At 68.3% G+C, this 13,065-nt stretch carries 9 protein-coding genes and 2 tRNA genes; 8 read left to right on the top strand and 3 right to left on the bottom strand.

Going from position 1 to position 13,065, the window contains the following annotated elements:
- Positions 1-31: 31 nt before the first annotated feature.
- A complete protein-coding gene (locus ACFRAH_RS12300; protein WP_377991161.1) occupies positions 32-1,015 on the bottom strand; it encodes an NAD(P)H-quinone oxidoreductase in 984 nt (327 codons plus the stop codon).
- Positions 1,016-1,128: 113 nt separating this feature from the next.
- On the opposite strand from ACFRAH_RS12300, the gene ACFRAH_RS12295 reads away from it, so the two are divergent.
- The 3 genes from ACFRAH_RS12295 (at position 1,129) to ACFRAH_RS12285 (ending at position 2,624) form a co-directional block, all read left to right on the top strand.
- Positions 1,129-1,216 (top strand) — tRNA-Ser (locus tag ACFRAH_RS12295).
- Positions 1,217-1,540: 324 nt separating this feature from the next.
- On the top strand, positions 1,541-1,672 hold the full coding sequence (locus tag ACFRAH_RS12290) for a hypothetical protein (protein ID WP_377991160.1): 132 nt from the start codon (positions 1,541-1,543) through the stop codon (positions 1,670-1,672).
- 130 nt (positions 1,673-1,802) lie between these two features.
- On the top strand, positions 1,803-2,624 hold the full coding sequence (locus tag ACFRAH_RS12285) for a VOC family protein (RefSeq protein ID WP_377991159.1): 822 nt from the start codon (positions 1,803-1,805) through the stop codon (positions 2,622-2,624).
- 88 nt (positions 2,625-2,712) lie between these two features.
- Here ACFRAH_RS12285 and ACFRAH_RS12280 read toward each other — a convergent pair whose 3' ends face one another.
- Positions 2,713-4,674, bottom strand: coding sequence for an FAD/NAD(P)-binding protein (locus ACFRAH_RS12280; RefSeq protein WP_377991158.1), 1,962 nt, complete (start codon positions 4,672-4,674; stop codon positions 2,713-2,715).
- Between the two features lie 61 nt (positions 4,675-4,735).
- Between ACFRAH_RS12280 and ACFRAH_RS12275 the strand changes: the two genes are divergently transcribed.
- The 3 genes from ACFRAH_RS12275 (at position 4,736) to ACFRAH_RS12265 (ending at position 8,866) form a co-directional block, all read left to right on the top strand.
- The gene (locus ACFRAH_RS12275) at positions 4,736-6,943 is read left to right on the top strand and encodes a prolyl oligopeptidase family protein (RefSeq protein ID WP_377991157.1); all 2,208 of its coding nucleotides are present in this window, start codon (positions 4,736-4,738) and stop codon (positions 6,941-6,943) included.
- Positions 6,944-7,154: 211 nt separating this feature from the next.
- Positions 7,155-7,243: transfer RNA gene (locus ACFRAH_RS12270), tRNA-Ser, on the top strand.
- A gap of 147 nt (positions 7,244-7,390) precedes the next feature.
- A complete protein-coding gene (locus ACFRAH_RS12265) occupies positions 7,391-8,866 on the top strand; it encodes an MFS transporter (RefSeq protein WP_377991156.1) in 1,476 nt (491 codons plus the stop codon).
- Here ACFRAH_RS12265 and ACFRAH_RS12260 read toward each other — a convergent pair.
- Positions 8,811-11,024 (bottom strand): RecQ family ATP-dependent DNA helicase, encoded by a 2,214-nt coding sequence (locus tag ACFRAH_RS12260; RefSeq protein WP_377991155.1) that lies wholly within the window; start codon positions 11,022-11,024, stop codon positions 8,811-8,813. The genes ACFRAH_RS12265 and ACFRAH_RS12260 overlap by 56 nt on opposite strands.
- 128 nt (positions 11,025-11,152) lie before the next feature.
- Here ACFRAH_RS12260 and ACFRAH_RS12255 point away from each other — a divergent pair, with 128 nt between their 5' ends.
- Both ACFRAH_RS12255 and ACFRAH_RS12250 read left to right on the top strand, forming a co-directional pair.
- Positions 11,153-12,571, top strand: coding sequence for a phosphomannomutase/phosphoglucomutase (locus ACFRAH_RS12255; RefSeq protein WP_377991154.1), 1,419 nt, complete (start codon positions 11,153-11,155; stop codon positions 12,569-12,571).
- 8 nt (positions 12,572-12,579) lie between these two features.
- Positions 12,580-13,062 carry a hypothetical protein gene (locus ACFRAH_RS12250; RefSeq protein WP_377991153.1) on the top strand — a complete coding sequence of 161 codons (483 nt, stop codon included), beginning with the start codon at positions 12,580-12,582 and terminating at the stop codon, positions 13,060-13,062.
- The last annotated feature ends 3 nt before the right edge of the window (positions 13,063-13,065 follow it).

Genomic DNA, 13,065 nt, shown 5'->3' with positions numbered 1-13,065 from the left:
ATCTATGTCCGTTTGGCCGACACCTGCAGCGTTACATCACCAGCAGGACCTTGCCCACGTGCTCGCCGGAGTCGAAGTACCTGTGGGCTGCCCTGGCCTGGTCCAGCGGGAAGGTCTTGGCCACCAGCGGGTGGATCCGGCCGTCAGCGACGAGGGGCCACACGGAGTCCCGGACCGCCGTCATAATGACGCCCTTCTCGGCGGCCGGGCGGGGGCGGAGCGCCGTTGCCACGACGGCGGCCCGCTTGCTCAGCAGCTGGCCGAGGTCCAGTTCCCCCTTGGCACCTCCCTGCAGCCCGATGACGATGAGCCGGCCGTAGTCGGCCAGCGCGTCAACGTTCTTCTGCAGGTACTTGGCGCCCACGACGTCGAGGATGACGTCGGCACCCTTGCCGCCGTTTTGGGCGCGGAGGCTTTCGGCGAAGTCTTCCTCGGCGTAGTTGATGGCGATGTCGGCGCCCAGGAACGCCTTGGCGGTGCCGACTTTTTCGTCGGTGCCCGCGGTGGCGGCCACGGTGGCGCCCAACGCCTTGGCCAGCTGGATGGCCATGGTGCCGATGCCGCCGGTCGCGCCGTGGATCAGGACGGTCTCCCCCGGCTGCAGCTGCGCGGTCATGATCAGGTTCGAGTACACGGTGGCCGCCACTTCAGGCAGGGCAGCAGCGGTAACCAGGTCGACGCCGTCGGGAATCCTCAGCACCTGTTCCGACGGCACGGCAACCTGCTGCGCGTAACCGCCGCCGGCCAGCAGCGCCACCACCTTGTCCCCGATGGAGAACGGCTTGGTGACGCCGGGGCCGAAGCCCGCGATCCTGCCGGAAACCTCCAGCCCGGGAATCTCCGAAGCGCCCGGCGGGGGCGGGTAGTAGCCCCTCCGCTGCTGGACATCGGCGCGGTTCAGGCCCGCCGCCACAACATCGATGAGGACCTCGCCCTGGCCCGGCTCGGGAGCCGGCACCTCGCGGATTTCCAGCACTTCCGGCCCGCCGGGCTCCGAGATAAAGACGGCTTTCATGGCGAACTCCCGATTTCTAGCTGATTCCTGCCCCAAAAATACTGTGCACCGGCGACAACTGCCACGCGGCGTTTTTTGTTGCAGCCAACTGCCTATGAAACACTACTAGTTAGGGAAGGTTGTCCGAGCGGCCGAAGGAGCTGGTCTTGAAAACCAGTGTGCGGTAACCCCGTACCAAGAGTTCGAATCTCTTACCTTCCGCGCAGGGTCCGGCGCCGTGCAAACAGCACGGTGACGGCCATTTAGAAGGCCGGTCAGGCCAATCGAAAGGTTGGTTTGGCCGGCCTTTTGCGCGGGCATGTACAGGTGCCTTTTGGCAGGCAAGTAGTGGCCCTTTCCACCGGTAAGTAGGGGTGCGTGGCGTGGGCCCAAAATCAAGTAATCCGAGTACCTGCGCGGCAAAATTCGAGTACGCGCCACTCATGCGCAGCAGGCCCCGAAGGCGTTCACTGTAATCAGCACCGCCCTTTCCCGCGACCGCGGGAAGAGTTTCCGCATCCACCGTTGCATGTGGGGGTCGAGGTCATGAGCAAGGCTGACAAACAGGGCCTGCGTTACTCGGACTACTACTGGTGCATGTCGCTGAAGGACTTTATCGAGTGGATCGAGGCCGACGACGACCAGGAGCCGGCCACGTCATACTCGGACCGGCCCTGAGGGTGCTCCCGGCGCTGCCTTCCCGGCACCGCCCATTGAAAACTGTCATCCGCCCGGCATAGTCTCGGTCGTGTCCGTAGTACCTCCATGACCTGCGGGGACGTCCCGCAAAGCACACCAGGAGCACGCTATGCCCACACCTGAAATCACGCCCGGCGCACCCTGCTGGATCGACCTCATGACCACCGACACCACCCAGGCGAAGCAGTTCTATGGCGAACTCTTTGGCTGGGACTTCCAGACCGGAGACCAGGAAAAATACGGCGGGTACATCACCGCCACCAAGAATGGCAAGAACGTCGCCGGCATCATGCAGAAGATGGAGGACCAGGCCGCGATGCCTGACACCTGGTCCGTCTACCTGCGCACCGACGACGTCGCCGGCACGGCCGCAGCGGCCACAGCCAGCGGCGGCCAGGTCTACATGGAGCCGATGGACGTTCCCGAGCAGGGCAAGATGGCCATCCTCGGTGACGCCTCCGGAGCCGCCGTCGGCGCCTGGCAACCGCAGGAAATGCGCGGCTTCGACCTCGTTGCCGAACCCGGCGCGCCGGCCTGGCACGAACTCCACACCAAGGACTACGCCGCCGCGGTGAAGTTCTATCAGGACGTGTTCGGCTGGAACACCGACGTCATGAGTGACACCCCGGAGTTCCGCTACACAACCCTGGGGGCCGGCCGGGACGCGAAGGCCGGAATCTACGACGCCACAGCCGACCTTCCCGCCGGGGTCCCCTCCAACTGGGTGGTCTACTTCGCCGTCGAGGACGCGGACGCCTCCATCGACAAGGCCGTCAGCCTGGGCGCGGCCCTCGTCGACGGTCCGGATGACACCCCCTTCGGCCGGCTGGCCACACTGACTGACCCCACCGGCGCCAGGTTCAAGCTCGTGGCCGACACGGGCCAGGGCGACGCGGCCGACGCCGAAACTGGCGGTCAGGGCGCCCTGTAGCCATTTGCTGAACGGATGCCGGCTGGCAGCTTCCTTTGGGAAGCTTCCGGCCGGCATTTTTTGTGCCGACCTGAGGAAGGGTTTGGGATCAGGCGGCAGGAGGTGAGGAAGGGTTTGGGGTCAGGCCCAGGATGGCGCGGGCGATCTCGTCGGCGTCGCGCAGGGTGCGCTGGCCGCTCGGGTACACCGGCCCCGAGTTCTGGACCGCCTCGGCGGCGATGGCCGTTCCCCACTGGCTGGCCGAGAGCTGTAGGCCCAGCACGTACAGCCGGTCGTTGACCTCGCCGTTGGCCGCCACCGGACGGTAAGGGTGCGCGCGGACGTCGAGCCCCGAGGACTGCACCGGCGTGCCCTCCACGGTCATCATGGTCCGCGGCCTCACGATCCCGTCCGCCAGGAGCTGTTCCAGCAGCGGCGACTCGTTAAGGGCCACGCGGTTGGACGGGGCCAGGGCCTCCACCAGCGTCCGCGCCTCGGCGGCACCGCCCCGGACCCACGGCGACGCCGCGGTGAAGGCCCGCTTCCCGCGGTCCACCCCAAACTTGGGGTCCGGTCCCACGAAGCTGACAATCCCGGCCCGTGCCAGGGCCGCCAGCTGCTCGGCGCGCAGCGCCGGCGGCCCGCTGGCCAGGCCCTCCACCAGCGACTCAAACCAGCCCCGCAGGCCGGCGACCCATGACTCATCGGTGATCCCGCCGTCGGCCACCACGGTCTTCAGCACGGCACGGCCGCGGTGCAGCGCGCCGATGGCCATCTTGACGGGGTCGTCCTCGCCAAGCGCTGAGCGCCGTGCGTCATCGTCGAGGTAATCCACGACGGCGGCATCCAGCTCGGCGCGCGAGCCAAAGCTCCGTCCGGACAGCGGGGCGGCAAGGCCGCGCAGGTCCAGCCGGCTGCCCGGACGGACATGGCGGCCAACGACAGCGTTGAAGTCGCCCTCCCACCGGCCCGTGCTGTGGGCATGCGGGTGCAGCGCCTCGTCCAGGTCCTTGCGGAACGCGTCATGGTCCTGCACGGCCTCCGGCTGCGAGCGCACCAGGGTGGTGTAGTAGGTCCAGAGCGCGTCCCGGTGCAGCAGCGGCCAGAGGTCGAGGTCGAATGCCGGAACGATCCCGGCCGCGGCAAACCTCCGGATGGCTTTCCCGGTGAAGTAGCGGAGCGTGACCGACTCAGGATAGTAGCCGGCGAGATTGGCCTTGGAACGGTACGGCGTTCCTCGCCGGGACGCCGCGAAAATGACCGGTTCCTGGCCCGAAGGCAGGTATTCGAGGCCATCCCCCGACTCCACGAATTTCCCGCCGCGGCCCTCGGTGAGCTGGCCCATCACATCGAAGAAGTTCAGGCCCATCCCGCGGACCAGGACCGGCTCCTGCGCCGGGACCACGCTCCAGTCGACGTCGGCAGGAACCGCGGGCGGCAGGTAGCGCAGGCCAAACTGCGCGGCGGCTGCCTGCAGTTCGCGCTGTTCCGGGCTGAGGCGGGACGCGAGGTGCCCCAGCGCGAGGACCACGGAATCGACGGTGAGTGTTGCGCCGTCGTCGAGTTCGACGTCGAACCTTCCGTCCGGCTGCCGGCGCGCGGCGGTGGCTGTCGCCTGGTGCACTTCGATGGTGACGCCGTCGGGCAGCGCGGCGAGCAGTTCCTCGAACGTGGACCGCAGGTAGCGGCCATAGATGGCGCGGCTGGGAAAGTCACCGGACCCCAGCACGGCGAGCTCAGCCCGCTCGTCGTCGGAGAGCTCCGGGAGCGGGCTGTGCTGCTGGGCTGTGCGCCAGCGGTCAAAGGTGGTGCCGGCCACCGGCGCGGCCAGCCCGGTGTCCTCGGGAACGAGCGTGGGATAGAACGACTGCGTGTTCATCAGATAGAGGCGGGACTGTCCGGGCTGCCAGACGTGCCCCGGCCCCGCGGGGAACGGATCAATCACATCGATGTGCAGGCGGGCTCCGGCGGGTGCGGCCGCGGACCAGTTGGCGAGCAGCCGCTCCAGCACACTGGTGCCCCTCGGACCTGCGCCAATCAGCGCCGTCCGGATGCTCTGCAAAATAACCACGCCTTCCAGAGTATCGGCATGTGACTTGCTAGCTGAGCGGGGATGTTGTTTGGATGGGCGCATGACCACCACCGCAGCTGATTCCGCCCCCGCATCCGGCACCGCCCCCACGGAGACCGCGCCCGCGCCCACCGACGAGAACATCTGGCTCGAGGACATCTACGGCGAGGAACAGCTGGCCTGGGTGCGCGAGCAGAATGCCCGCACGGAGGATCTGCTGGAGGACGCCGAGTATGCCCGGCTGGAGGGCGGGATCCTCGAGGTGCTGGACTCGACGGACAAGATCGCCATGGTCAGCAAGCACGGCGAGTGGTACTACAACTTCTGGAAGGACCAGCAAAACCCGAAGGGCCTCTGGCGCCGGACCAGCTGGGACAGCTACCGCAGCGATGCCCCGGAGTGGGAGGTGCTCCTCGACGTGGATGCCCTGGCCGCCGCCGACGGCGTGGAATGGGTCTTCCACGGAGCGAACCTGCTCCGGCCGGAACCCGGGCAGCCGTACCGGCGCGCGATGGTGGCCCTCTCCCCCGACGGCGGCGACGCCAACCGCTACCGGGAGTTCGACGTCGAGGCCCGGGCGTTCGTTGATCCCGCCGCCGGCGGTTTTGACCTCCCGACGGCGAAGGGGAACGTCTCGTGGCTCGATCCGGACACGCTGCTGGTCGCCAGCACCGCCGGGGACCTCCCCCGCACCGCGTCGTCGTACGCCCGGACCGCCGTGCGGGTCCACCGTGGCACCGCCTTAGGCGATGCGCCGCGCATCTTCGAGATCCCCGAGGACCACATGATGGCGATCGTGGCCCACGACTCCACGCCCGGTTTTGAGCGTACGTTCGCGGTGGACTGGATCGACTTCTTCAACCGCCGCACCTTCGTGCTGGAGGACGGCGACTGGGTGCCGGTGGACGTGCCCACCGACGTGAACACCGGCGTGCACCGGGAATGGCTGCTGTTCCGGCCGCAGCGCGACTGGACCGTCAACGGCACCACGCACGCGGCCGGGTCCCTGCTCGCCGCTGATTTCCAGGCGTACCTCGCCGGTGATCGCGAGCTCACGGTGCTGTTCGCCCCGGACGCGCACACCTCACTGCAGTCCTGGAGCTGGACCCGGAGCTTTCTCCTGCTGAACCTGCTCAAGGACGTGTCCTCGGAAATCCGCGTGCTGGATCCTGCCGAGGCCTGGTCCCCATCCCCGCTGGACGCCTGCCCGCCACTGCACGACGTCAACGCCTTCGCCGTGGACGACGAGGACGATGCGGAAGGCGGGTCCGGGGACGACTTCTGGCTCGTGGCCACCGGCTTCACGACGCCGAGCACCCTGACCCGCGGGACGCTGTCCCGGTCCTCGGCTGACGGTGCTGCAGGCGTGGTGAGCAGCCATGCGGTGGTGAAGGCGTCGCCGTCGTTCTTCAATGATGGCGACTACGAGGTGCAGCAACACTTCGCCGTCTCCGCGGACGGCACGAAGGTGCCCTACTTCCAGGTGGCGGCGCGCGGCCTGGTGCTGGACGGGCAGAACCCCACGCAGCTCTCCGGCTACGGCGGCTTCGAGGTCTCGCGCACGCCGGCATACAGCGGCACCATCGGCCGGGCGTGGCTGGAGCGGCGCACGGCAGCGGTCCAGGGCGACGGCGCCGCGGAGGGGCACAGCCGGGGCGGCGTGTACGTTGTGGCCAACATCCGCGGCGGCGGGGAGTACGGCCCGTCGTGGCACCGGGCGGCTCTGCAGGAAAACCGGCACCGCGCCTACGAGGACTTTGCCGCGGTGGCCCGGGACCTGATCTCTCGGGGCGTCACCAGTCGGGAACGGCTCGGCTGCGTGGGCGGCTCGAACGGCGGGCTGCTGGTGGGCAACATGCTGACCCGGTACCCCGAGCTGTTCGGTGCGGTGTCCTGCGGGGTGCCGCTGCTGGACATGCGCCGGTACACCAAGCTCTCGGCGGGCCATTCGTGGATTGCCGAGTACGGCGACCCCGACCTGCCCGAGCACTGGGAGTTCATGAAAACCTTCTCGCCGTACCACCAACTGAAGGATGGCGTGGACTATCCGGAAACCTTCATCTGGACCGCGACGTCCGATGACCGCGTGGGCCCGGTGCAGGCCCGGAAGATGGCAGCGCGCATGCTGGCCATGGGCATCCCCAACATCTGGTTCCACGAAGCGCTGGAGGGCGGGCATGCCGGCGCCTCGGACAACCGGCAGGCCGCCGCGCTCCAGGGCCGCAGCCAGCACTTCCTGTGGAAGGCGCTGGCGGAAGGCACGGCCTGACCACAGGACTTCGCGTAGGCCCCGAAGTTTTCCGCGCCACCCCTTGGAGTTTTTGTACAGATATCACGAGTTAAGGGCACTCCAACCCGCGAGAGCTGTACAAAAACTCCTCTGGTTTCCGAGGAGCGGCGCGTTTTTGGCGGGGCCGCCCCGGCCGTTTTGCACTGAATGGCCGGTTCTGCGTATCCTTGGTGGGCTAGTAATAGCAATTGGAGACGTGCCAGAGCGGCCGAATGGACTTCACTGCTAATGAAGGGTCGGGGTTAAACTCGACCGGGGGTTCAAATCCCCCCGTCTCCGCGTTTGGCCCCGGTCCTCGGACCGGGGCCTTTTGCGTTCCCGGGTTCCTTCGTTCCGCAGTCCCGGCTTTCCCTCCGCCCGTACAGCGGGCGTCCGCGTGCCGGACGCTCAAGGCGATAAACCGCTTTCCGGTGGCAGGATGATTGTATGGACAAACTCTCCGCCAATCAGGCCTGGAGCCCCCGGCTGGCCCTGCTTGTGGCGGCCACGTTCTTCATGGAGTTCCTGGACGGGACGGTGCTGACCACCGCCATCCCCAGCATCGCCGGGGACTTCGGGGTGCCGTCGGCCAGCGTGAACATCACCATGACCGCTTATCTGATGACGGTGGCCATGGGCATCCCGCTGAGCGGCTGGCTGGCGGAACGTCTCGGGGCCCGGCGGATTTTTTGCCTGGCCATCGCGGTCTTTACCGTGGCGTCACTGCTGTGCGCCGCCAGCCAGGACCTCACGGTGCTGACCGTCAGCCGCGTCCTGCAGGGCCTGGGCGGGGCCATGATGGTGCCGGTGGGCACACTGCTGGTGCTTCGCGGGACCCCGAAATCGGATCTGCTGCGCGCCACGGCTTACCTCGTCTGGCCGGGGCTGCTCGCGCCGGTCCTGGCACCTCTCGTGGGTGGCGCGCTGACCACCTACCTGTCCTGGCACTGGATCTTCCTGATCAACCTGCCGCTCGGCGCCGCAGCTTTCCTGGCCGCGCTGCGGCTGGTCCCTGCGGTCCCCGGCGACCGGAACCGCCGGCTGGACTGGCTGGGACTTGCGCTCACCACCGCCGGCGTGGGCGCTTTGGTGGCGGGCCTTGAACTGGCCAGCGGCCACCCCGGCGGCGCCTGGACCTGGCCGAGCATCGTGGCCGGTGTTCTCGCCCTGGCCGCCGCGGTTCTCTGGATGCGCCGCGCAGCCCACCCGCTGTTTGACCTGTCAGTGTTCGGCACCCGCACCTTCCGGGCCACCAACTCAGGCGGCTTCATCTACCGGCTGACCATCAGCGCCGTGCCGTTCCTGTTGCCGCTGATGTTCCAGAACGGCTTCGGCTGGAGCCCCCTGCATGCGGGCATCATGGTGGCCGCCGTGTTCATCGGGAACATCGGCATCAAACCGGCCACGACGCCGCTCATCAGGCGCTTCGGGTTCAAGCCGGTGCTGGTGTTCGCGTCCCTGGCATCGGCCGTGACCTTCGCCCTCTGCGCGATGCTGACCCCGGCCACACCGGAACCGCTGGTGTTTGCGCTGCTAGTGTGCAGCGGGGCGTTCCGTTCCATCGGGTTCTCCGCGTACGCGTCGGTCCAGTACGCCGACATCCAGCCGGGGCAGCTGACGTCCGCCAACGCCGTCTCGGCCACGTTTGTTCAGCTGGCCACCGGGGCCGGCATCGCCGTGGGCGCCCTGCTGCTGCGCCTCTTCGAGTCGGATTCCCTGCTCTCGTCCGGGCTGGGCGTCGTCCTGTCAGCCGGTCCGGACGGCAGCGGCGTGGCCGCCTACCGCGGCGCGTTCCTCTCGATTGCGGTGCTGATGCTCCTCAGCACCGTGGACAGCCTCCTCCTGCACCGGCACGCGGGGGCCGAGGTCAGCCGGCCTGGGCCAGCGCCAGCGGAAGCACCGCGCCCGCACCGGCCCGCCTGAGGGCACGTCCCGCGACCGTAACGGTCCACCGGCTGTCCACGAGGTCGTCGATAAGCATCACGCTGCCGCCACCGAGCCCTGCAAGCCCTGCAGCCAGCGACTCCCCCACCACGAGCCGGTCCCACACTCCGGCCAGCCGGTAGGCACTGTTGCCGCCGCGGCCGCCTGTGGGGCCGCCGTGTTCGAGCTCCAGCTGGCCGAGGTACGGGATACGGCCGATCTGCGAGATGCCGCGCGCCAGGGAGTCCACGAGCTCGGGCCTGCTGCGCGAGGGCATGCTGACAATCGCAGCCGGCCTGCCTGCACCGCTCCAGCCCGGAAGCCGGGCATCACCGGTCCCCCATTCGCGCAGCACCTGGACACAGGCCTGCAGCATGGCGGGATCCACTGTCCGGTCCGAAGCACCGGTGGCGAAAAGCTCCCGCAGCGCGCCGCCCCAGCCCAGGTCCGTCAGCCTGGCGAGCACACGGCCGTTCGCCGTGTTTTCGTCGGGTTTGATCTTGCCCTTCACCGGCACGCCGAGGCGGTCCATCCCGCTGGGCCACTGAAGCCGCGGCTCCAGCACGATGCCGGCGCGGCTCAGGGTCTGCCCTGCAGCCTCCGTGGCGGTGGAGGCGACATCCGCCGGGAACCATCGTCCGGCGCAGTTGTCGCAACGGCCGCACGCGGCTGCGGTCTCGTCATCCAGGACGGAGGTGATGTACTCCATCCGGCACCCGGCCGTGTCCTGGTAGATGACCATGGAGTCCTGCTCGTCCACCCGGGCTTCCGCGATCCGGCGGTACCGTTCTGCGTCGTACGTCCACGGCATGCCGGTGGACCGCCAGCCGCCGCCGACCCGTTCCACGGCACCGTCCACGGAAAGCACCTTCAACAGGAGTTCCAGGGGCGTCCGGCGCAGGTCCACCCGGGCTTCCAGGGCCACGGTGGACACGGCAGATCCGGCTTCCGCCAGCGCGGTCAGCACGGCAGTCGCCTTCTCCTGGGAGGGCATGGATGCCGTGGCAAAGTACTGCCAGATTTCGCGGTCCTCGGACCCGGGCAGAAGCAGGACGTCCGCGTTGGCGGCGCCGCGGCCGGCCCTGCCCACCTGCTGGTAATACGCAACCGGGGACGACGGGGCGCCGAGGTGCACCACGAAACCGAGGTCCGGCTTGTCGAAGCCCATCCCCAGTGCGGACGTGGCCACGAGAGCCTTGACCTGGTTGTCCTTCAGAAGCTGCTCTGCCCGCTCGCGGTCCGCGGGGTCGGTGCGGCCCGTGTAAGCCAGGACCTCGTGGCCAGCCTCCGCAAGAAGCCTGGCGGTATCCTCGGCGGCGGAAACCGTCAGGGTGTAGATGATCCCGCTGCCCTGCAGATCGGCCAGGTGCGTGAGCAGCCAGCCGAGACGCTCGCGCGAGTCCGGCAGGGCAAGGACCCCCAGCCGCAGCGACTCCCGGCCCAGCGCGCCGCGGATGGTCAGCACGCCGTCGCCGAGCTGTTCCTCGATGTCGTGGACCACCCGGGAGTTGGCAGTGGCTGTGGTGGCCAGGACAGGCACGGTATCCGGAAGCTGAGTGATGAGATCGGCAATGCGGCGGTAATCGGGCCGGAAGTCGTGGCCCCAGTCGGAGATGCAGTGGGCCTCGTCGATAACCAGCAGTCCCGTCCGCCGAATGAGTTCGGGCAGCTGGTTCTCGCGGAAGGAAGGGTTCGTGAGCCGCTCCGGGGACACCAGCAGGACATCCACCTGGTCGCTGGCAAGCTGTTCCCGCACGGTGTCCCACTCCAGCTGGTTGGCGGAGTTGATGGCCACGGCCTGTACGCCTGCCCGGGCCGCGGCCGCGACCTGGTCGCGCATCAGGGCAAGCAGCGGCGAAACGATCAGCGTGGGCCCGGCCCCGCGACGGCGGAGCAGCAGGGACGCCACAAAGTAGACGGCTGATTTCCCCCAGCCGGTCCGCTGCACCACGAGCGTCCGGCGGCCACCGTCGACCAGTGCCTCGATGGCCTCAAACTGGCCGTCGTGGAAGTCGGCATCCGCCCGGCCCACGAGCTCGCGCAGCACCGACAGGGCCTGGCCCCGGGTCCCGGTGGCGGGTTCCTGTCCGCTTCCGGCGCCGGCACCGGAGGGGCCGGGGGCAGACGAAAGGACCGGAGCATGCTGGTTATTTGCCATTGATTCAGTATCCCAGCCGCCTCTGACACACCAAACCCCGGGCACCGGCCATGTGGACAACGGCCGGCGCGCACTTCTGTGACCTGCCCTCCACAGGGCGCCGCACGCTAGCCCGTAAGATAAGTGCCGTGACTAGCGACCAGACCCGTACTTATGACCTTTCGGCCTCGTTCAAGGCGTATGACGTCCGCGGCATCGTGGGCGACTCCATCACCGCTGAAATCGTCGAAGCCGTAGGCGCAGCGTTCGTTGACGTGCTTGGCCTTGAGGCCCAGACAGTCCTGGTCGGCGGTGACATGCGCCCCTCCTCCCCCGAGTTCAGCAAGGCATTCGCCAGCGGCGCCGCCACCCGCGGAGCCAACGTCCAGTTGCTGGACCTGATCTCCACGGACGAGCTGTACTACGCGTGCGGAGCCCTGAACGCCGCGGGCGCCACGTTCACCGCGAGCCACAACCCCGCCGAATACAACGGCATCAAGATGGCCAAGGCCGGCGCCGTCCCCATCTCCTCCGAGACGGGCCTGAAGGAAATCCAGGCACTCGCCGAGCAGTACCTGAACACGGGCTCCATCCCGGCCGCCGAGACGCAGGGCCAGATCGGCGTCCGCGACGTGCTGAAGGACTACGCCGAGTACCTGCGCACGCTTGTTGACCTCTCCGGCTCCCGCCCCCTCAAGGTGGTGGTGGATGCCGGCAACGGCATGGCCGGGCTGACCACGCCGGCCGTCCTCGGCGACACACTGCTGCCGAAACTGCCCTTCGACATCGTTCCGCTCTACTTCGAACTGGACGGCTCCTTCCCGAACCACCCGGCCAACCCCCTCGAGCCGGAAAACCTGCGCGACCTGCAGGCCGCCGTCGTCGAACACGGCGCGGACATCGGCCTTGCGTTCGACGGCGACGCCGACCGCTGCTTCGTCATCGACGAAAAGGGCGAGGCGGTCTCGCCGTCGGCCATCACGGGCATGGTGGCCCGCCGCGAAATTGCCCGCGCGAAGGCGCAGGGCGAGGCACAGCCCACCATCATCCACAACCTCCTGACGTCCCGCGCGGTGCCGGAGCTCGTCGCCGAAGACGGCGGCCGGGCGGTGCGCACCAGGGTAGGCCACTCCTTCATCAAGGCCGTCATGGCAGAGGAAGGCGCCATCTTCGGCGGGGAGCACTCCGCCCACTTCTACTTCCGCGACTTCTGGAACGCGGACACCGGGATGCTGGCCGCCATGCACGTGCTGGCCGCCCTCGGCGAACAGGACGGCCCGCTGTCGGAGCTCGGCCGTGAGTACGAACCATACATTTCCTCCGGCGAAATCAACTCCGAAATCGAGGACAAGGCCGGCGCCGTCGAGCGTGTCCGGGCAGACTTCGAAACCGAGGACGTGGCAGTGGACCACCTGGACGGCAGCACCTTCACCGCCGCCGACGGCAGCTTCTGGTTCAACCTGCGTCCGTCCAACACCGAACCGTACCTGCGGCTGAACGCCGAGGCCACGGACCGGGCCACCATGGAGCGCGTCCGCGACCGTGTCCTGGCCCTGGTCCGCAGCTAGGGCAGCCCGTGGCATCACCTGATTCGACCCCGGCCCAGTCGTCGTGGCGTTCGTCCGTGCCGGACGCCACGGCCACGGACCTGGAAGACCTCCTGGGCACCGGACTGGCCGCCGCCCAGGAGCAGCTTGAGCGCAGCGGCGGGTTTGTGCCGTTCGCCCTCGTGATGGAGAACGACGGCGACGTCCGCCTGGTGGCTGTTTCGCCGGCAGATCCCGAGGCCCAGGGCGACGCCGAGTTCGACGCCGACGCGATGATCCGCGACATCACCGAACTTTTGCGCCAGCACCGGGACGAGTTCCGCGCGGCAGCCATTGTCTGTGACATCACCCTGGTGGAGGAGGACTCGGACGCCATCCATGTGGCCACCGAGCACCGGGACGGCGCGGTGTTCGCCGCCGTCCTGCCCTACTCGCCCAACAACGCGGGCAGTGACTGGGAGTTCGGGGACCTTGCCGCCGACACCAACGAGCCAGTGATTTGGACTGACTAGGGC

Source organism: Arthrobacter sp. NPDC056727 (assembly GCF_042790555.1).
Classification (GTDB): Bacteria; Actinomycetota; Actinomycetes; order Actinomycetales; family Micrococcaceae; genus Arthrobacter.
Note: the sequence above shows the minus strand (reverse complement) of the source record. Positions and strands in the feature narration are given on the sequence as shown.

Bases quoted from the DNA above. Each gene is read 5' to 3' on its own strand.
- ACFRAH_RS12275 (WP_377991157.1), top strand. From the start codon at position 4,736: ATGACCACCACCGCAGCTGATTCCGCCCCCGCATCCGGCACCGCCCCC.
- ACFRAH_RS12285 (WP_377991159.1), top strand. From the start codon at position 1,803: ATGCCCACACCTGAAATCACGCCCGGCGCACCCTGCTGGATCGACCTC.
- ACFRAH_RS12300 (WP_377991161.1), bottom strand. From the start codon at position 1,015: ATGAAAGCCGTCTTTATCTCGGAGCCCGGCGGGCCGGAAGTGCTGGAA.
- ACFRAH_RS12265 (WP_377991156.1), top strand. From the start codon at position 7,391: ATGGACAAACTCTCCGCCAATCAGGCCTGGAGCCCCCGGCTGGCCCTG.
- ACFRAH_RS12290 (WP_377991160.1), top strand. From the start codon at position 1,541: ATGAGCAAGGCTGACAAACAGGGCCTGCGTTACTCGGACTACTACTGG.
- ACFRAH_RS12260 (WP_377991155.1), bottom strand. From the start codon at position 11,024: ATGGCAAATAACCAGCATGCTCCGGTCCTTTCGTCTGCCCCCGGCCCC.